The 18,261-nt window shown below is 71.2% G+C and carries 16 protein-coding genes; 10 read left to right on the forward strand and 6 right to left on the reverse strand.

The window, feature by feature from the left end:
- The first annotated feature begins 75 nt into the window (after positions 1-75).
- From IE97_RS0112030 to IE97_RS0112040, 3 genes are all read left to right on the forward strand, one after another.
- Positions 76-1,317: an amidohydrolase family protein gene (locus tag IE97_RS0112030; protein WP_030236537.1), complete on the forward strand. Its 1,242-nt coding sequence runs from the start codon at positions 76-78 to the stop codon at positions 1,315-1,317.
- Positions 1,318-1,331: 14 nt separating this feature from the next.
- On the forward strand, positions 1,332-2,237 hold the full coding sequence (locus IE97_RS0112035; protein ID WP_030898739.1) for an LLM class F420-dependent oxidoreductase: 906 nt from the start codon (positions 1,332-1,334) through the stop codon (positions 2,235-2,237).
- 102 nt (positions 2,238-2,339) lie between these two features.
- Positions 2,340-2,978 carry a response regulator transcription factor gene (locus tag IE97_RS0112040; RefSeq protein ID WP_030236542.1) on the forward strand — a complete coding sequence of 213 codons (639 nt, stop codon included), beginning with the start codon at positions 2,340-2,342 and terminating at the stop codon, positions 2,976-2,978.
- Positions 2,979-2,997: 19 nt separating this feature from the next.
- Here the strand turns inward: IE97_RS0112040 and IE97_RS0112045 are convergent, their stop codons facing one another.
- Both IE97_RS0112045 and IE97_RS0112050 read right to left on the reverse strand, forming a co-directional pair.
- Positions 2,998-3,789 carry a hypothetical protein gene (locus tag IE97_RS0112045; protein ID WP_030236543.1) on the reverse strand — a complete coding sequence of 264 codons (792 nt, stop codon included), beginning with the start codon at positions 3,787-3,789 and terminating at the stop codon, positions 2,998-3,000.
- Between the two features lie 49 nt (positions 3,790-3,838).
- The gene (locus tag IE97_RS0112050; protein ID WP_030236544.1) at positions 3,839-4,582 is read right to left on the reverse strand and encodes a hypothetical protein; all 744 of its coding nucleotides are present in this window, start codon (positions 4,580-4,582) and stop codon (positions 3,839-3,841) included.
- 166 nt (positions 4,583-4,748) lie between these two features.
- Between IE97_RS0112050 and IE97_RS0112055 the strand changes: the two genes are divergently transcribed.
- The 4 genes from IE97_RS0112055 to IE97_RS0112070 all read left to right on the forward strand — a co-directional run bounded on the left by IE97_RS0112055 (position 4,749) and on the right by IE97_RS0112070 (position 10,019).
- A complete protein-coding gene (locus IE97_RS0112055; RefSeq protein WP_030236545.1) occupies positions 4,749-5,519 on the forward strand; it encodes an SDR family NAD(P)-dependent oxidoreductase in 771 nt (256 codons plus the stop codon).
- 96 nt (positions 5,520-5,615) lie between these two features.
- Positions 5,616-6,734 (forward strand): LLM class flavin-dependent oxidoreductase, encoded by a 1,119-nt coding sequence (locus tag IE97_RS0112060; protein ID WP_078603187.1) that lies wholly within the window; start codon positions 5,616-5,618, stop codon positions 6,732-6,734.
- Positions 6,735-6,819: 85 nt separating this feature from the next.
- Positions 6,820-8,559, forward strand: a complete 1,740-nt coding sequence (locus tag IE97_RS0112065) for an N-acyl-D-amino-acid deacylase family protein (protein ID WP_078603192.1) — start codon at positions 6,820-6,822, stop codon at positions 8,557-8,559.
- Complete coding sequence (locus IE97_RS0112070; protein ID WP_030236551.1) at positions 8,556-10,019, forward strand: aldehyde dehydrogenase family protein; 1,464 nt, start codon at positions 8,556-8,558, stop codon at positions 10,017-10,019. The genes IE97_RS0112065 and IE97_RS0112070 overlap by 4 nt, the downstream gene beginning before the upstream one ends.
- Positions 10,020-10,123: 104 nt before the next feature.
- On the opposite strand, the gene IE97_RS0112075 is transcribed toward IE97_RS0112070, so the two are convergent.
- Both IE97_RS0112075 and IE97_RS0112080 read right to left on the reverse strand, forming a co-directional pair.
- Positions 10,124-10,516, reverse strand: coding sequence for a nitroreductase/quinone reductase family protein (locus IE97_RS0112075; RefSeq protein WP_030236554.1), 393 nt, complete (start codon positions 10,514-10,516; stop codon positions 10,124-10,126).
- Between the two features lie 251 nt (positions 10,517-10,767).
- A complete protein-coding gene (locus tag IE97_RS0112080) occupies positions 10,768-12,285 on the reverse strand; it encodes a CehA/McbA family metallohydrolase (protein ID WP_030236556.1) in 1,518 nt (505 codons plus the stop codon).
- Positions 12,286-12,470: 185 nt separating this feature from the next.
- Between IE97_RS0112080 and IE97_RS0112085 the strand changes: the two genes are divergently transcribed.
- From IE97_RS0112085 to IE97_RS0112095, 3 genes are all read left to right on the forward strand, one after another.
- Positions 12,471-13,316, forward strand: coding sequence for an LLM class F420-dependent oxidoreductase (locus tag IE97_RS0112085; protein WP_030236558.1), 846 nt, complete (start codon positions 12,471-12,473; stop codon positions 13,314-13,316).
- A gap of 151 nt (positions 13,317-13,467) precedes the next feature.
- Positions 13,468-13,674 carry a hypothetical protein gene (locus IE97_RS0112090; protein WP_030236560.1) on the forward strand — a complete coding sequence of 69 codons (207 nt, stop codon included), beginning with the start codon at positions 13,468-13,470 and terminating at the stop codon, positions 13,672-13,674.
- A 43-nt stretch (positions 13,675-13,717) separates the two neighbouring features.
- A complete protein-coding gene (locus IE97_RS0112095; RefSeq protein ID WP_030236561.1) occupies positions 13,718-16,303 on the forward strand; it encodes a bifunctional FO biosynthesis protein CofGH in 2,586 nt (861 codons plus the stop codon).
- 4 nt (positions 16,304-16,307) lie between these two features.
- Here IE97_RS0112095 and IE97_RS0112100 read toward each other — a convergent pair whose 3' ends face one another.
- Together IE97_RS0112100 and IE97_RS0112105 are read right to left on the reverse strand one after the other, a co-directional pair.
- Positions 16,308-17,717 carry a hypothetical protein gene (locus IE97_RS0112100; RefSeq protein WP_030236563.1) on the reverse strand — a complete coding sequence of 470 codons (1,410 nt, stop codon included), beginning with the start codon at positions 17,715-17,717 and terminating at the stop codon, positions 16,308-16,310.
- Between the two features lie 18 nt (positions 17,718-17,735).
- Positions 17,736-18,206 (reverse strand): GtrA family protein, encoded by a 471-nt coding sequence (locus tag IE97_RS0112105; protein WP_030236565.1) that lies wholly within the window; start codon positions 18,204-18,206, stop codon positions 17,736-17,738.
- Between the last annotated feature and the right edge of the window lie 55 nt (positions 18,207-18,261).

Here is an 18,261-nt window from a genome sequence, read left to right on the forward strand (position 1 = left end):
GGCTTCTCCCATGCCGGTTCGCACCTCACGCGACAATAGCTGACGCCCCGTCAGATCAGCGCTACCGTGAACCGTATGGACACCCACGAGAGCACGTTTCCGCTGATCATCTCCGTGGACGACCACACCGTGGAGCCCGCGGACGTCTGGCAGGACCGGCTTCCGGGGAAGTACCGGGAGGCCGGGCCGCGTATCGTCCGGGCGCCCGTCAAGGAGATGACGTTCCTCGGAGGGCGTTTCCGGCCCGTGATGGGGGAGCCCGGGGACGACGGGCCCGTCGGTGACTGGTGGGTCTACGAGGAGCTGCGGCGGCCGCTGACCCGGCTCGACACGGCCGTGGGGTACAGCAGGGACGAGATCAAGCTCGAGGTCATCACGTACGAGCAGATGCGGCCGGGGTCGTACGACGTTCCGGCGCGGCTCGCCGACATGGACGTCAACCACGTCCAGTCGGCCGTCTGCTTCCCGACCTTCCCGCGTTTCTGCGGCCAGACCTTCACCGAGGCCAAGGACCACGAGCTGGGCCTGCTGTGCGTGCGGGCCTACAACGACTGGATGGTGGAGGAGTGGTGCGGGCCCAGCGCGCGGGGGCGGCTCATACCCCTGACCCTCATCCCCCTCTGGGACGCCGAGCTGGCGGCCGAGGAGGTGCGGCGGAACGCGGCGCGGGGGGTGCGGGCCGTCGCCTTCTCCGAGATACCGCCGTACCTGGGGCTGCCCTCCATCCACGGTGACGGCTGGGATCCGTTCCTCCGGGCGTGCGACGAGACGGGGACGGTCATCGCCATGCACATCGGCAGCAGCAGCCGTATGCCGTCCACCTCCGCCGACGCCCCGCCCGCCGTCGGCTCAACGATCACCTTCGCCAACTGCTGCTTCTCGATGGTCGACTGGCTGATGAGCGGCAAGTTCGAGCAGTTCCCGAACCTCAAGGTGATGTACGCGGAGGGGCAGATCGGCTGGATCCCCTACATCAAGGAGCGGGCCGACGTGGTGTGGGAGGAGAACCGGGCCTGGGGCGGTGTCGCCGACAAGGTGCACCGGCCGCCGTCCGAGCTCTTCGCCGAGCACGTCTACGGCTGCTTCTTCGACGACGCCTTCGGGCTGCGCAACCTCGACGCGATCGGCCTGGACAACGTCCTCTACGAGACCGACTACCCCCACTCCGACTCCACCTGGCCCAAGTCCCGCGAGGTCGGCGAGGCGCAGATGGGGCACCTGGAGGCGGACGTGGTGGAGCGGATCGTGCGGCGGAACGCGATCGAGCTGCTGGGGCTGACCGACGAGGGGTTGTGGCCGGGCGGGGGCGCGCGGTGAGCCTGCTGTACGGGATGCAGCTTCCCGTCCAGTCGCAGAGCACCCTCTACGCCGAACCGTGGGAGGCCGCGGCGGGAGCGGAGGACCTCCTCGCCGTCGCCCGCGCCGCCGACCGGGCCGGGTTCGACTATGTCGCCGGTTGCGATCACGTGGGGATTCCCCGCCGGCTCGCGTCCGCGATGAGCACGGTCTGGTACGACCCCGTCGCCACCCTCTCCTTCCTCGCGGCGGCCACCGAACGCGTCCGGCTGCTCAGCCACGTCGCCGTGGTCGGGCTCCGGCACCCGCTGCTCACCGCCAAGCAGTACGCCACCCTCGATCACCTCAGCGGCGGCCGGCTGGTCCTCGGCGTCGGGGCCGGACACGTCCGGGAGGAGTTCGAGGTGCTGGGGGTGGACTTCGAGCGGCGCGGGGCCGTGCTGGACGAGTCGGTCGACGCCCTGCGTGCCGCCCTCGGGGCGGAGGAGTTCCCGGAGCACCACGGCAAGCTGTACGACTTCGAGGGGCTCGGGCAGCGGCCCCGCCCGGCGCAGGAGCGCGTCCCGGTGTGGGTCGGGGGGTCCTCGCCCGCCGCCGTACGACGGGCCGCGATCAAGGGCGACGGGTGGCTGCCGCAGGGGGATCCGAGGGACCGGCTGCCGGGACAGATCGAGCGGATACGGCGGGTGCGGGAAGAGGCCGGGATCGAGGGGCCGTTCGTCCTCGGCGCCATCGCCGAGCCCCTGTACGTCGGGGCGCCGCGCTGGGACGTGGGGCGTCGGACGGTCAGCGGGCCGCCCGAGGTGATCGCCGAGTCGCTGCGGGCGTACCGTGCGATGGGGGTGGATCAGGTGCAGGTGCGGTTCCGCAGCCGCAGTCGGGGTGAACTGGTCGAGCAGATAGGGGAGTTCGGGGCGGAGGTCGCGCCGCTGCTGCCGTAAGCGTATTCCTTGAAAGCTTGAACATATGCCCGTCGGGCCCCGTACGTACGGACGTACGGACACGTACGGATACGTACGGCTTCGGCGGAAGGACACAATGACGTGCGCACTTCCCGGAAACTCACCGTCGCTCTCGCCTGCCCGGAAGGCCGCTGGCCGCATCCCGACTGGCCCGCCCCGGACGACCCGTACGTCGAGCGGGTGGTGAGCCTGCCCCCACCACCGCCCTTCCGGGTGCCGGAGGGAGTGGACGTCGTGATCCTGCGCTGCGGGGAACCGCTCGAGGAGTTGCGGGAGTTGAGGGCGGGTGGTGTCCCGGTGATCGTGGTCGCACCGTACCGGGACGCCGAGACCGTCGTGGAGGTGTTCCGAGGGGGTGCCGGGTATCTGGTCGAGGGCGACTACTGCACCTGCATGCTCTCCTCGGCCGTCGTCGGTTCCACCGTCGGGCACACCTACCTCTCCCCGGCGGCCTGCGCGGCCCTGCGCGAGGGGGCGCTGCGGGCGGCCGTTCCGGACGCCGCGACGGAGAGGCTGCGGGGCCTGCTCTCGCCGCGTGAGCGGCAGATCATGGAACTGCTGTCGACCGGGCTGGGCGCGCAGGAGATCGGGCTGCGGTTACGGCTGAGCGAGAAGACCGTGCGCAACAACCTCAGCAACATCTACGCCAAGCTGGACGCACGCGGCAGCACGGACGCGGTCCTGAGGTGGCTGGGAGCCGCGCCCGTGCTTCGCGTCTGAGAACCTCCGGTGCGACCGGCTACGGCGCCGGTATCTCCGAGAGGGGGATGTCGACGTCGGTGACGTTCTCGCCGCCCTCACCGAAGCCCGGTTCGGACCTGAGGGCGCGCGTGGAGTTCAGCAGCCCCGCGGCCTCCGGCGTCCCGCACTTCACGTTGCGCAGCCACAGGCGCCCGTCGGGGGTGCCGTTCTTGAGGATCTGCGGATAGAAGACGTGCACACCCCTGCCGCCCTCACTCGGCGAGAAGAACACCTTCTGGCCGTCCTGCGGCTCCTTGTACGTGGCCCGCAGGAACCCGCTCACGTCGGTGCGCTTCGCGGACCACATGAAGAAGGCGATGCTGTCCGCCTGCACGGTGTCGGTCCTGCTGAACGCCAGGGCGGTCGTCTTGTCGTCACGTGTGATGTTGATTTCCGAGGTGTTGAACTTCAGGCCGATCTCGAAGAAGGAGTTGCCGAGTTTCGTGTCGGCGGCGGCCGTGAAGCCGTCCTCCAGCTGGACGACCCTGGTGACGGACGTGCTCACCTCGAAGGTCTTCGAGGCGGTGCTCGTCGATCCGCAGTTGTCGGACACCGCGGAGACCCGCTGGTTCGGCCCGAGGCTGTCCCGTTTGAACTGGACGTCGACGAACTCGCAGTTCTCCAGCTTGTCGGAGTCCGCCGAACAGTCGGCGCTCACTTCGGAGGGGGTGGCGGCACCCGCCGGGTTCATCAGCGGTACGGCCACCGCGACGGCCGCCACCGGGGCCAGGGCGAGGGTGATGCGCTTCTTCCTGCTCCGGTGGCTTCTCTTGCGGCCGGCGCGTGTCATGGGGTTCTCCTGTGGGGGAAGGGGGTGGGGGAAGAGGGGTGTGTGGGTTTCAGCAGTCGGTCAGTACGGCCTTGGAGGTGCCGTCCACGACACCGGGAGCGCCTGCCGCGCCCGGCAGCACGACCGGCCCCTCGACGACCTCCGGTGCCGTGAAGTTCTGCTCCGGTGTGGCGTTGGTGGTGGTCGTCGCCTCGCGGGCGTCGATCCGCACCCGCCATTCGCCCGTCATGCGCTGCATCTTCGGCGTGAACTCCATGTGGAGCACCTTGCCGACCGGTACGTCCCGCTGTTCCGTGTCACCGGCGGTCGCCGACTTCAGGGTGAGGTCGAGGGTGCCCTTGTGCTTGAGCCAGGAGCCGCTCAGGGCCCCGAAGAGTCCTCCGCCGCCGCCCTGCTGGGTGACGGTGTACTTGCCCTGGCCCTGCGCCGTCGTCGCCGACCAGGTGATCGACACCTTGGCCGGTTCGGTGGCGTTGGGCTCACAGTTGGGGAAGTCGATGGAGGCCTTCTCGGCCGGTCCGTCGAAGGTCTCGAAGCCCGTCTCGACGAACTCGCAGTGGTCCGACTCGAAACTCGGTCCGGCGACCGGGTGGCCGCCGAAGTCGAAGATGGACTGCTGCTTGCCGTTGAGTACCTTCGCCCGCTGGCACATCGTCATGATCTGCTCGGGCGTCTTCTCGTCGGCGGCGTTCGCCGACGGCAGCAGTACCGTGGCCACGGCTCCGCCGGTCACGAGAGCCGATCCGACCGCGATGATCCTGATCTTCCTGTTCTTGAGTTTTCTCTTGGCCATGCGCCAGATCCTGGACGGTCCTGACCGGCCCCGACAGGGTCAAACATCCCTACTTGCCGGTCACGTGAGATTCGCCTCAGCAACGCCCGAAGCTTGCATCTGACGTATCGTCAGTTATCTCGCTACGATGCGGAGCCCACCGAGTCCACCCGTGAAGGGGGCCGTTATGGGCAAGCTCGACGGACGGGTCGTCATCGTCACCGGCGCCGCGCGCGGCCAGGGTGAGCAGGAGGCGCGGCTGTTCGCGGCCGAGGGTGCCCGGGTGGTCGTCGCGGACGTCCTCGACGACCAGGGCGAGGCCCTGGCGAAGGAGATCGGCGCGAAGTACGTCCATCTCGACGTCGGCCGGGAGGACGACTGGCGGGCCGCCGTCGCCACGGCCGAGGACGTGTACGGCCGTGTCGACGGGCTCGTCAACAACGCCGGCATCCTGCGCTTCAACACCCTCCTCGACACACCCCTCGACGAGTTCATGCAGGTCGTGCGGGTCAACCAGGTGGGATGCTTCCTCGGCATCAGGGCCGTCGCCCCGGGGATGTCCGACGGCGGCACGATCGTCAACACGGCCTCGTACACGGGCCTGACCGGGATGGCGGCGGTGGGTGCGTACGCGGCGACCAAACACGCCGTGGTCGGCCTGACCCGGGTCGCCGCCCTGGAGCTGGCCGGGCGGGGGATCCGCGTCAACGCCGTCTGCCCGGGCGCCATCGACACCGCGATGTCCAACCCGGCGCGGCTGGATCCGGGCGCCGACCAGGAGGAGGCGGCGAGAGGGCTCGACCGGCTCTACCGCAAGCTCGTGCCGCTGGGGCGGGCCGGGCAGCCGGAGGAGGTGGCCCGGCTCGCCCTGTTCCTGACCTCGGAGGAGTCGTCGTACATCACGGGGCAGCCGTTCGTGATCGACGGAGGGTGGCTGGCGGGGGTCAGCGTCATCTGACGCTCTATCAGCTATTGACGGTCATGGGGGCCGGTGGAACAGTCGGACCAGGCATCTGACGAACCGTCAGAAATAATCTCGGGGCGGTGAACCTCCTTGGAATTCGGGGTCTTCGTACAGGGATACGTGGGCAAACGGGCCGAGACCGACCCGCTCGCCGAGCACAAGGCGCTGATGGAGGAGACCGAGTACGTCGTCCAGGCCGACAAGTCGGGCTTCAAGTACGCCTGGGCCTCCGAGCACCACTTTCTGGAGGAGTACTCGCACCTCTCCGCCAACGACGTCTTCCTCGGATACCTGGCACACGCCACCGAGCGGATCCACCTGGGCTCCGGCATCTTCAACCCGCTCGCACCGGTCAACCACCCGGTGAAGGTCGCCGAGAAGGTCGCCATGCTCGACCACCTCAGCGAGGGACGGTTCGAGTTCGGCAGCGGCCGGGGGGCGGGGTCCCACGAGATCCTCGGGTTCCTGCCGGGCATCACCGACATGAACCACACCAAGGAGCTCTGGGAAGAGACCATCGCCGAGTTCCCCAAGATGTGGCTCCAGGACGAGTACGCCGGCTTCCAGGGCAAGCACTGGTCGCTGCCGCCGAGGAAGGTCCTGCCGAAGCCGTACGGCGGGTCGCACCCGGCGATGTGGTACGCGGCCGGGTCACCACCGTCGTACGCCATGGCCGCGAGGAAGGGGCTCGGCGTCCTCGGCTTCAGCGTGCAGAAGGTCTCCGACATGGAGTGGGTGCTGGAGCAGTACAAGACGGCGATCGTCGACGCGGAGCCCGTCGGGGACTTCGTGAACGACAACGTGATGGTGACGACCACGGCGATCTGCGCGCCCACGCACGAGGAGGCGGTGCGGATCGCGGCGAACGGCCAGTTGCACTACCTGCCGTCGCTGGTGTTCCGCTACCACGACACGTTCCCCCGGCCCGACGGGTTCCCGGTGTGGCCGGAGACGCTGCCCGAGTACACCGAGGAGCTCGTCGAGGTGCTCATCGAGGAGGAGCTGCTGATCTGCGGGGATCCGGACGAGGTGCTGGCCCAGTGCCAGCGGTGGGAGCGGGCCGGGGCGGATCAGCTGAGTTTCGGGTTGCCGGTGGGGGTGCCGAAGGAGGAGACGCTGCAGACGCTCCGGCTGGTCGGGGAGTACGTGATTCCCAAGATCGATACGGATCCTGTGCATCGGACTTCGCGGTTCCGGGGGGTTGCGTGATCGCCGTGGGCGGGTGCGGGTCGTGCTGTGGCCGGTCGCGCAGTTCCCCGCGCCCCTGAGTCCCTCGTCCACCGCCCATCAGGAGGTGAGCTCTGTGCTCGATCACGTCATCAAAGGCGCGACCGTCGTGGACGGGACAGGTGCGGCCGCGTACACCGCCGACGTCGGCATCAAGGACGGCCGGATCGCCGTCATCGGTCAGGTCACCCAGGAGGCCCGCACCACCGAGGACGCCACCGGCCTCGTCCTCGCCCCCGGCTTCGTCGACCCCCACACCCACTACGACGCCCAGCTCTTCTGGGACCCGTACGCCACCCCCTCCCTCAACCACGGGGTCACCACCGTCGCCGGCGGGAACTGCGGTTTCACGCTCGCGCCGCTGAACCCCGAACGGCCCGAGGACGCCGACTACACACGCCGGATGATGTCCAAGGTCGAGGGCATGTCGCTGGTGGCGTTGGAGGAGGGGGCGCCCTGGAACTGGCACGGGTTCGGGGAGTATCTCGATGCCCTGGAGGGGCGGATCGCCGTGAACGCCGGGTTCATGGTGGGGCACTGTGCGCTGCGGCGGTACGTGATGGGGCCGCAGGCGGTGGGCGGGCAGCCGGCGCCGGAGCAGCTGGCCGCGATGGTGCGGTTGCTGCGCGAGGCCATGGACGCCGGGGCGTGGGGGCTGTCCACGACCCAGTCGAGCAGCCACTCCGACGGCGACGGGAAGCCGGTCGCCTCCCGGCACGCCGAGCCGGCCGAACTCCTGGCGCTCTCCCGGGCCGTCGGTGAGCACGAGGGCACGCAGATCGAGGCGATCGTCGCCGGCTGCCTCGATCAGTTCAGCGACGCCGAGATCGACCTGTTCGTGGAGATGAGCGCCGCGGCGGGGCGGCCGCTCAACTGGAACGTGCTGACGATCGACGCCGCCGTGCCCGAGCGGGTGCCCCGGCAGTTGCTCGCGAGTGAGCAGGCGCGGAAGGCGGGCGGCAGGGTCGTGGCCCTCACCATGCCGATCCTCACACCGATGAACATGTCGCTGGGGACGTTCTGCGCGCTGAACCTCATCCCCGGCTGGGGCCCCGTCCTCGGGCTGCCCGTGCCCGAGCGGATCCGGAAGCTGCGTGACCCGGAGGTGCGGGCCGAGCTGCTGCGACGCGCGAACTCCAAGGAGGCGGGCGTCTTCCGGCGGCTGGCGAACTTCGGGCGCTACGTCATCGGCGACACCTACAGCGAGGCGAACGCCGGGCTGACCGGCCGGGTCGTGAAGGACATCGCCGGGGAGCGCGGCCAGGAGCCCTTCGAGTGCCTGGTGGAGATCTGCGCCAACGACGAGCTGCGTACGGTGCTGTGGCCGATGCCCTCCGACAACGACCCGGCGTCCTGGGCGCTGCGGGCGGAGACCTGGCAGCACGAGGACGTGCTGCTCGGCGGGTCCGACGCGGGCGCCCACCTGGACCGGATGTGCGGGGCGCCGTACACGACCCGGTTCCTCGGGGACTGTCTGCGCGGCCGGAAGCTGGTCGGTCTGGAGCAGGCCGTGAAGATGCTGACCGACGACCCGGCCCGGCTCTTCGGCCTGCGCGAGCGGGGGCGGGTGCGGGAGGGCTGGCACGCGGATCTCGTCCTGTTCGACCCGGAGCGGATCGACGCGGGCCCGGCCACCCTGGTGCACGACCTGCCGGGTGACAGCCCCCGGCTGGACTCCCGGGCCCTCGGCGTGCGGGCGGTGTGGGTCAACGGGGTCGAGGCGATCCGGGACGACGTGGTGACGGGCGCGGTGCCGGGCCGGGTGCTGCGGTCCGGCCGGGACACCGAGACGGTGAGCACCAGGTGACGGCTCAGGCCGCGGCACGACAGTCGCTGTTCGTCGGCGGCTCCTGGGTGGAGCCGGACGGCGGGCACTACGAGGTGATCGACCCGGCGACCGAGGGGACCGTCGGGTGGGCGCCGGAGGCCTCGCGGGATCAGGTGCGCACGGCCTGCGCCGCGGCCCGCGAGGCCTTCGGGGCGTGGTCGCGTACGGCGCCGGAGGAGAGGGCCGCGGTGCTGGCCCGGGCGGCACGGATCATCACCGATCGCGGCAAGCGCTACGCGGGGATAGCCCAGGCCGAGACCGGCGCGACCACCGGCACCGCACGCGCCATGCAGGTCGGCGTCGCCGCCGCCCGCTTCCGGCGCTACGCGCGCGTGGAGCCCGCCGAGTGGGCGATCCAGCCGCAGATCAACGAAGCGGGGCCGATGGGGAAGGCGGGTGTCATGGGTGCGCTCGCCGTCCGTCAGCCGGTCGGGGTCGTCACCTGCGTCACCTCGTACAACAACCCCTGGGCCAACCCGGCAGGCAAGATCGCCCCGGCGCTGGCGATGGGCAACACGGTCGTGGTGAAGCCGGCTCCGCAGGATCCGCTGTCCGTCTACCGGATGGCGGAGGCCCTGGAAGCGGCGGGTGTGCCTCGGGGCGTGGTGAACGTGGTGTCCGGCCGGTCGCAAGGGGTCGGCGAGGCGGCCGTGGACTCGCCGGACGTCGACATGGTCAGCTTCACCGGCTCCACGGCGGTCGGGCAGCGCATCGCCGAGGTGTGCGGGCGCGGCATGAAACGGCAGTTGATGGAGCTGGGCGGGAAGGGGGCCGCGCTCGTCTTCGACGACGCCGACCTCCGCTCGGCCGTGGCCGGGATCGGCACCACCTTCTCCTTCTACAGCGGCCAGATCTGCACGGCACCGACCCGGGTGCTGGCGCAGCGGGGTGTGTACGACCGGCTGGTCGAGCAACTGGCCGCCTATGCGATGCGGTTGAAGGTCGGGGACCCGAAGGAGCCGGACACCGTCGTCGGGCCGGTGATCTCGGCGGCGCACCGGGACCGGGTGGAGTCGTACGTCGAACTCGGCCGGAAGGAAGGCGCGGTGGTCGTCACGGGCGGCGACCGCCCCGACCTGCCGGCCGGGTTCTACGTCACCCCCACCCTCCTCGCCGACTGCACCAACGACATGCGCGTGGCCCGCGAGGAGATCTTCGGCCCGGTGGTGGTCGTCATCCCCTTCGACGACGAGGAGGAGGGCATCGCCCTCGCCAACGACACCGACTACGGCCTGATCGACTACGTCTGGTCGGGGGACGTGGCCCGTGCCTTCCGGGTGGCGCGGCGGCTCCGGGCCGGCGGGGTGGGTGTGAACACCGTCGGGCGGAACATGGAGGCCCCCTTCGGCGGCTTCAAGAAGAGCGGCGTCGGCAGGGACGTCGGCTCGTACGCGCTGCACGCCTACAGCGAGGTGCAGGCGATCGTCTGGCCGGGATGACTCGGTCCGTCAGACCGGCAGACGGGCAACCGGTCAGTCCGGCAGACGGGCGACCCGTCAGTCCGGAGACGGGCGACCCGTCATTCCGGCAGACGGGCACCCCGTCAGACAGCCAGATCCACCCGCACGGTCAGCAGATCCGTGCCGATCACCCGCACCGCCGCACCGTTCAACCGGGGCAGCCGCCGCAGTCGCGCCACCGGATCGTCCTCCGGCATGAGATGCGCGGTCCCCTCGTGCCACCGCCCCCGGATCCGCACCCGCACCCGCGGATCGGTCTTGATGTTGCGCACGTACTGCGACCGTTCGCCGAACTCCGACACCAGCCAGAAGGCGTCCCCGACGCGGCGGCCGCCCACCGGCGTCTGACGGGGCAGCCCGGAGACGCGGCCCCTGGTCTCCAGGACCGTCTGGAGGGGCAGGCGGCGCAGGAGCGGGTTGATGCGGCGCTGGACGGACGTGGCGGCGCGGAACCGCAGGTCGGTGAGGCGGGTCATCGTCGGCGGGTCTCCTTCGGCACGAAGCTTTCGCGAGTTTGCGGCGCTCTGGGCTGACCGGGTCGAGTGATCACGCGATCTGGGACGCCGGGTACGGCGTCGGCGTGCGCCCGGACCACCCCAGGATGCCTGTCGCCCCCCTCTCACCGGACGCCGAACCCGAACACGACCGCGGACAAGTGGGGCGCCTCGGTACTCCGCGAGCTGGGTGCGTCGAAGGGGTGCGGCGAGCAGTTGCCCCCCACTCGATCTCACTGGCGTCCGAGGAAGATCGGGTTGGTGAAGGCCGCCAGCGCACCGGGCACCGGTCCCGCCGCAGCCTCGTGCCGCAACTCGGCCCGTACGTACGCCGCGTACGACGGTGTCGTCCGCCACTCGACGACGCCCGAGCCGGACACCGGCAGCGGGGCGCTGGTGTGCAGCACACCCTGGTCGGTGACGAAGCGGACCGTGCAGCGCGGGGCGCCGGTGACCTCCAGGCGGACGGTGACCGGGGTGTCGCGGTCGACCTCCAACCGCCCGCCGATGCCCGCGTGTTCGCCGCGCCCGCCGGTCGCCCGGAACGACAGCTCGACCCTGGCGGACTCGGCGACGTACGACCGTCCGGCCCGGATGCCCTCCTGGATGGCCTCGCGGGTCAGGTCGTCGGCCAGGACGACCGTCTGGGGGCTGCCGACGGGGTCCGGGTCGCGGTGGGCGTCGCTGCTGCCCATCGCCGGAAGCCAGCCGCGCCCGTCCCGCCCGTCCCGTACGGACGCCACCAGCATGCTGTCCCAGTCGGCCAAGGTCACCTCGTCGTCGGGCGTGTAGGGGCCGTTCCACACCTCCACCGCGTCGGCCTCGCCGAAGCCGAACTTCCAGTTGCAGCCGACGCAGGTGGCGTGCGGATGGGCCGGGACGACGAGGCCGCCGGCGCGGCGGATCTGGCGGGCGAAGCGGCCGAAGCGGTTGTCGCGGGCCCGGTAGCGCCAGTCGACGAAGGTGCCCGGGTCGGTGCCGAGCGCCACCACGTGGCCGTTCCGGGTCGTGATCTCCTCGCCCAGCATCACCAGCAGGTCGTCGCCCGCCACGTCCGCCCAGTGGGCGTGCGCCGCGTGCGTGTTGTGCTCGGAGGAGTTGATGAAGTCCAGGCCCGCCGCCCGTGCCAGGGCCCCGATCTCGGCGGGGGTGCGGCGGCCGTCCGAGTACCAGGAGTGCAGATGGCAGTCGCCCCGGTACCAGGCCCGGCCCCGGCCCTTCGCCCGCTCCGGCGGATACACCGGCTCGGTGGCCTCGCCCGGCTCCCCGTACGTCAGCGTGATCGTGATCTCGTACGACAGGCCCTGCGGCGCGACCGTGTACGGGCCGAGCGCGATGTGCCAGGTGCCCTCGCGCACCGGGCCCGGGATGTATCCGGGCGTCGCGTCGTCGGCGCGGATGAAGAACTCGGTGCGCGCCCCGCCCGACCAGCCCCGGAAGCCCCGGCCGCCGAGCTCTGTGCCGCGCTTGTCGAAGACGCCGATGTCGAGGGCGTTGCCCGTGGTGCCGGCCAGGACGGACGGGCGGTCGTAGGTGTAGGCGACCTTGATCTCCCGGACCCCGGCCGGGACCTCGACGGGCACGTACACGAAGTCGGGGGAGCCGGGCGGCAGGGTGCCGCGCACCGTTCTGCTCTCCCGGCCTCCGTCGGCCGCGGCGGCAAAGCTCACGCTTCCCAAGGTAAGCGCGGCGGCCGCTCCCGTCACGAACAGGGCGCGCCGGCCGAGCCCGCCGTGGTTGTCCTCGCACATGCGGCTGCTCCCAGGTGTCGTCGGTGACGTGGCACGGGTGGTGCGGGGTGGTGCGCGCAACTCTGGTATTCAGCCGTGAACTCCGGCGCACGGGAAGGGGATCGGCGGTTTTCGCCGACACGACACCTGGACAATGCCGACCGGTCGGTATGGACAGTCGGTCCTCCCTCGGGTAGAGATACTCCATGCGCATCGCCGTGACGATCTTCCTCACCGACGAGACGATCACCCCGACCCGGCTCGCACGTGAGCTGGAGGACCGCGGGTTCGCCGGGCTGTTCCTGCCCGAGCACACGCACATCCCGGTCGAGCGGACCTCTCCGTACCCGGCGGGCGGTGAGCTGCCGCGTGAGTACGGCCGGACCCTCGACCCGTTCGTGGCGCTCGGCCAGGCCGCCGCCGTCACCGAGCGGCTCGGGCTCGGCACCGGCATCACCCTCGTCGCCCAGCACGACCCGATCGACCTGGCCAAGCAGGTCGCGACCGTGGACCACCTCTCCGGTGGCCGGTTCACACTCGGGCTCGGCTTCGGCTGGAACGTCGAGGAGGCCGCCGACCACGGCGTCCAGTGGCGCACCCGGCGGGAGCTGGTCCGGGACCGGATGGGGCTGATGCGGGCCCTGTGGTCCCAGGAGCCGGTCGCGTACGAGGGGAAGTTCGGCAGCGTCCGGGCCAGTGAGGCCCATCCCAAGCCCGTGCGGAAGCCGCGCGGCCCGGTCGTCGGCCCGCGCACGCTCGTCGGCGGCGGCGCCGGGCCCAAGCTGTTCGCCCACATCTGCGAGTACGCCGACGGCTGGCTGCCCATCGGCGGGCGCGGCCTCTCCGAGTCCCTGCCGCTGCTGCGGACGGCCTGGGCGGAAGCGGGCCGTGACCCGGGCGCCCTCCAGGTGGTGCCGTACGCCGTCCATCCGTCACCCGGCAAGCTCGCCCACTACGCCGACCTCGGCATCGACGAGGTCGTGGCGCAGCTGCCGCCGGCGGGGGAGGTGGAGGTGCTGAAGGCGCTGGACGGCCTCGCGGGATATCTCTGACCGCTGGTAACTGCGGTGGCGGGCAGAGCAGTTGGCGCTTTCTACTAAACTGCGGGTAAAGAACCGAGCCGGGTGCACCCCCACGCGCGGCTGACCACCGCGCCCGAAGGGCGTGCTCCACCCGGCGTCGAGCCGCCCACGGGGGAGCGTCATGAGATTCGCCTGGCTGTCCTGGCTTTTCCGGCATTTCACCGAATACGGCTACAGCCAAGGGCTGTTGCGCGCCGCCATCGGCACGCTCGCCGTACTCGTGACGGCCGCGCTGGTCTGGTTCGCCCTGCACCGCAACAGGCCGGCCGCGATAGCCGCCTCCGGCCTCACCTGTGCCCTGGGCATAGGGTGGCTGGCCTTCCACTGACGGGGGCCACCCGCGCTGATCAGCGCACTCGTATGCTCGAAGGATGACGACTTCCGCGACCTCCGGAACCGGCCCCACCGAGAACTCCATGCGTCGCGCCCTGAAACGGGCCAGGGACGGCGTCTCGCTCGACGTCGCCGAGGCGGCGGTCCTGCTCCAGGCCCGGGGTGAGCACCTGGAGGACCTGTCGGCCTCGGCCGCCCGGGTGCGGGACGCGGGGCTCGAGGCGGCCGGCCGGCCCGGCGTCATCACGTACTCGAAGAGCGTCTTCATCCCCCTGACGCGGCTGTGCCGGGACAAGTGCCACTACTGCACGTTCGTCACCGTCCCCGGCAAGCTGCGCCGGGAGGGCCACGGGATGTTCATGTCCCCCGACGAGGTCCTCGACATCGCCCGCAAGGGCGCCGCCCTCGGCTGCAAGGAAGCCCTCATCACCCTCGGCGACAAGCCCGAGGACCGCTGGCCGGAGGCGCGCGAGTGGCTCGACGCGCACGGCTACGACGACACCCTCGCCTACGTCCGCGCCATCTCCATCCGCATCCTGGAGGAGACGGGCCTGCTGCCCCACCTGAACCCGGGCGTCATGAGCTGGACCGACTTCCAGCGCCTGAAGCCGGTGGCGCCCAGCATGGGCATGATGCTGGAGACGACAGCGACCCGCCTCTGGTCCGAGCCGGGCGGCCCGCACCACGGCTCCCCCGACAAGGAGCCGGCGGTCCGGCTGCGCGTCCTGGAGGACGCCGGGCGTTCCTCCGTCCCCTTCACCTCCGGGGTCCTGATAGGGATCGGCGAGACCTACGAGGAGCGCGCCGAGTCCCTGTTCGCGCTGCGGAAGGTCTCCCGCGCCTACCACGGCGTTCAGGAGCTGATCATCCAGAACTTCCGCGCCAAGCCGGACACCGCGATGCGCGGCATGCCCGACGCGGAACTGGACGAACTGGTCGCCACGGTGGCCGTCGCCCGCCTCCTCATGGGCCCGAGCGGCTGCATCCAGGCCCCGCCCAACCTCGTCGACGACGAGTACGAGCGGCTGATCCGGGCCGGCATCGACGACTGGGGCGGCGTCTCCCCGCTGACCATCGACCACGTCAACCCCGAGCGCCCCTGGCCGCAGATCGAGCAGCTCGCCGAGAAGTCCCGGGCCGCCGGTTTCGAGCTCCGCGAGCGCCTCTGCGTCTACCCGGAGTTCGTGCGGCGCGGCGAGCCCTGGCTGGACCCTCGGCTGCGTCCGCACGTGGCCGCGCTGGCCGACCCGGAGACCGGCCTGGCCCTCCCCGACGCCCTGCCGCGGGGCCTGCCGTGGCAGGAGCCGGAGGAGGTCTTCGTCGCGTCCGGCCGCACCGACCTGCACAGCTCCATCGACACCGAGGGGCGTACGTCCGACCGCCGGGACGACTTCGACGAGGTGTACGGCGACTGGGGCGCCCTGCGCGAGGCCGCCGCCCCGGGCATGGCACCGCAGCGCATCGACACCGACGTACGCGAGGCCCTGCGCACGGCCGCCGACGACCCGACCAGGCTCACCGACGACGAGGCGCTGGCCCTGCTGCACGCGGACGGCCCGGCGCTGGACGCCCTCGCCCGGGTCGCCGACGACGTACGCAGGTCGGCCGTCGGCGACGACGTCACCTACATCGTCACCCGCAACATCAACTTCACCAACGTCTGCTACACCGGCTGCCGCTTCTGCGCCTTCGCCCAGCGCCGCACCGACGCCGACGCCTACACCCTCTCCCTCGACCAGGTCGCCGACCGGGCCCAGCAGGCCTGGGACGTGGGCGCGGTCGAGGTCTGCATGCAGGGCGGCATCCACCCGGACCTGCCCGGCACGGCCTACTTCGACATCGCGCGAGCGGTGAAGGCACGCGTCCCCGGCATGCATGTGCACGCCTTCTCGCCGATGGAGGTGGTCAACGGCGCCGCCCGCACCGGCATGTCGATCCGCGAGTGGCTGACCGCCGCCAAGGAGGCCGGGCTGGACACCATCCCGGGTACGGCCGCCGAGATCCTCGACGACGAGGTCCGCTGGATCCTCACCAAGGGCAAGCTGCCCGCGGCGGACTGGATCGAGGTCGTGACGACGGCCCACGAGCTGGGCATCCGGTCGTCCTCGACGATGATGTACGGCCATGTCGACCAGCCCCGCCACTGGCTCGGGCACCTGCGCACCCTCGCGGACATCCAGCAGCGCACCGGCGGCTTCACCGAGTTCGTGACACTGCCGTTCGTGCACACCAACGCGCCCGTGTACCTGGCCGGGATCGCCCGCCCGGGCCCGACCATGCGGGACAACCGCGCGGTCACCGCCATGGCCCGGCTGCTGCTGCACCCGCACATCCCCAACATCCAGACCAGCTGGGTGAAGCTGGGAACCGAGGGCGCGGCCGAGATGCTCCGCTCCGGCGCCAACGACCTCGGTGGCACGCTCATGGAGGAGACCATCTCCCGGATGGCGGGCTCGTCGTACGGCTCGTACAAGTCGGTCAAGGACCTGATCGCGGTGGCGCAGGCGGCGGGCCGCCCGGCCAAGCCGCGCAACACGCTCTACGGGGAGGTCCCGCAGGAGCGGCAGCGGGCGGCCGAAGCCTCGGACGGGCACCTGCCGGAGCTGCTGCCGGTTCTCGACTGACCGGCTACTGGCCCCCGGCGTCCGCCGGCTGATGTGCCGTCACGGCACGGTCGGCCGCGGCGCCGGGGCCCTTCGGCGGCGGGGGCGTCGTGCCCCGGCCCAGCCAGAGCAGGAGGAGGCCCAGGGAACAGGCGATGGCCGGCCAGTAGACGTACCGGAAGTCCGTCGCGGGCATGATCGGCAGATAGCCGAGGATGTAGGCCGCCGAGCTGACGCCCAGCGCCCGGACCGGCATCGAGAACATCCCCTGGCCCGGCCGGACGGCCAGCACCAGCGCGACCGCGAGCCAGAACCACCCGCGGAACAGCCACCGCAGATCCGCCGCCATGCCGTTGACGTACGTGCCCAGCATGGCCTCCAGTTGCGGGTGCGCGACCTCGACGCCCAGGTCGTTGCTGGTGATGCCCGGCTTGTACACGTAGTCCGTCTCGAACAGCAGCGTCGCGAAGAGCCGCAGCCGGTACTGGAGATATCCCGGCACATGCCCGCTCATCTCCCGCAGCCACAGGGACGTGATCTCGTCGGCGTCCCCGCGCAGCCCGTCGGCGGGGCGTTCGTAGCAGGCCCAGTAGGCGTCCGACAGGGCGCCGGTCCGGGCGCACTCCCGTGCGGAGGCGGCGAGCCGGTCCCGCAGCCCGGGAGGGACGTCCGCCGACCGCAGCTCGTCCACCGTCAGTACGTGCACCAGGTCGTCGAGCATGATCTGCGCGCCCTGCTCGGTCCGCAGCGGTTGCGCGAACAGGGAGATGGCGGCGGCGGGCACGACGAGCCCGGCCGCGAGCGCCGCCGCGCACGTCACCCACGTACGGCGTCCGGGAGCCCGCCACAGCGCGAGGACCAGCAGGACGAAGACGGGGAGCGCGGCCAGGAAGGCGTTCTTGCGCACGAGCATGGCGTACGCGAGGAACAGCACGCCCAGCCCGAGCAGCGCCCACCGCACGGCGGGACGCGCCCCGGCGTCCCGGATCCGCAGCCCGGTGAACGCCACCGCGCACGCCGCGAGCAGCGCGAACGCCGCGTGCACGTCCTTCCACACCACCCCGGCGAACGTCAGCACGAACGGCGTCGGCCCGAGCCCGAGCACCGCGAGCGAACCGGCCCGGCTCCCGGTCAGCTCCCACACCGACCAGGACAGCACCCACAGCGCCCCCCAGAAGACGAGGGACTGCAGCACGAGCATCGACATGATCGAGCCGGTCACCGCGATGAGGGCACGCCAGACCAGGCTCAGCACCGGTGGGTGCCAGTCGGTCAGGGGTGTCCTGCCCTCGGCCTGCCGGAGCTGGTCGAGGCTGTCGGGACTCAGAAAGCCCGGGGCGAAGACGAGGATCGTGCCCAGGCAGCAGACCGCCGCGACGGCGGCCAGACTCACGACCCAGCGCTGCGCATCCCACGTCCGTCCCTTTTGCGACATATGCCGGATGCTAGCGGCTCACGGTGCGACGAAGACGTAACGCCGGTAGGCGTAGAAGCGGAACAGCGTCGCGAGCACCCAGCCGAAAATGCGGGCCGTGTTGTCGCTGAGCGGAGAGTCGAGCCCGAGCAGATGCCGGGACGCGAAGACCGTCCCCGCGGTGATGGCGAGCCCGACCCCGTTCGCGACGAGGAACAGGGCGAGCTCGCGGGTCACCTTCTCGCGGTGCCGGTGCCGGTAGGTCCAGTAGCGGTTCCCGGCCCAGCTGAAGAGCGCGGCCGCGGTCGTCGCGATGACGGACGCCTGAACGGGCGACGCGCCCATCGGCCCGCCCTCCACACCGCCGGGCAGGCCGAAGACGAGCAGGTTGTAGCCGCCGTTGTCCACGACGAAGGCCAGCGCCCCGACGACTCCGAACTTGGCGGCCTCGCGCCAGATGGCCTTGACGGCATCACGCGCGCGCAGCGTCACAGATGCGAGGACCGGCACACCGCGAGCGTAACGACCCGGCGCGCCCTCGCCGCTCAGCCACGCTCATATCGCA

The organism is Streptomyces sp. NRRL S-455, assembly GCF_000717875.1.
In the GTDB taxonomy this organism is placed as follows: Bacteria; Actinomycetota; Actinomycetes; order Streptomycetales; family Streptomycetaceae; genus Streptomyces.

Coding starts and splice junctions, on each gene's coding strand:
- IE97_RS0112030 (WP_030236537.1), top strand. CDS start 76: ATGGACACCCACGAGAGCACGTTTCCGCTGATCATCTCCGTGGACGAC.
- IE97_RS0112035 (WP_030898739.1), top strand. CDS start 1,332: ATGCAGCTTCCCGTCCAGTCGCAGAGCACCCTCTACGCCGAACCGTGG.
- IE97_RS0112045 (WP_030236543.1), bottom strand. CDS start 3,789: ATGACACGCGCCGGCCGCAAGAGAAGCCACCGGAGCAGGAAGAAGCGC.
- IE97_RS0112050 (WP_030236544.1), bottom strand. CDS start 4,582: ATGGCCAAGAGAAAACTCAAGAACAGGAAGATCAGGATCATCGCGGTC.
- IE97_RS0112055 (WP_030236545.1), top strand. CDS start 4,749: ATGGGCAAGCTCGACGGACGGGTCGTCATCGTCACCGGCGCCGCGCGC.
- IE97_RS0112075 (WP_030236554.1), bottom strand. CDS start 10,516: ATGACCCGCCTCACCGACCTGCGGTTCCGCGCCGCCACGTCCGTCCAG.
- IE97_RS0112080 (WP_030236556.1), bottom strand. CDS start 12,285: ATGTGCGAGGACAACCACGGCGGGCTCGGCCGGCGCGCCCTGTTCGTG.
- IE97_RS0112085 (WP_030236558.1), top strand. CDS start 12,471: ATGCGCATCGCCGTGACGATCTTCCTCACCGACGAGACGATCACCCCG.
- IE97_RS0112090 (WP_030236560.1), top strand. CDS start 13,468: ATGAGATTCGCCTGGCTGTCCTGGCTTTTCCGGCATTTCACCGAATAC.
- IE97_RS0112095 (WP_030236561.1), top strand. CDS start 13,718: ATGACGACTTCCGCGACCTCCGGAACCGGCCCCACCGAGAACTCCATG.
- IE97_RS0112100 (WP_030236563.1), bottom strand. CDS start 17,717: ATGTCGCAAAAGGGACGGACGTGGGATGCGCAGCGCTGGGTCGTGAGT.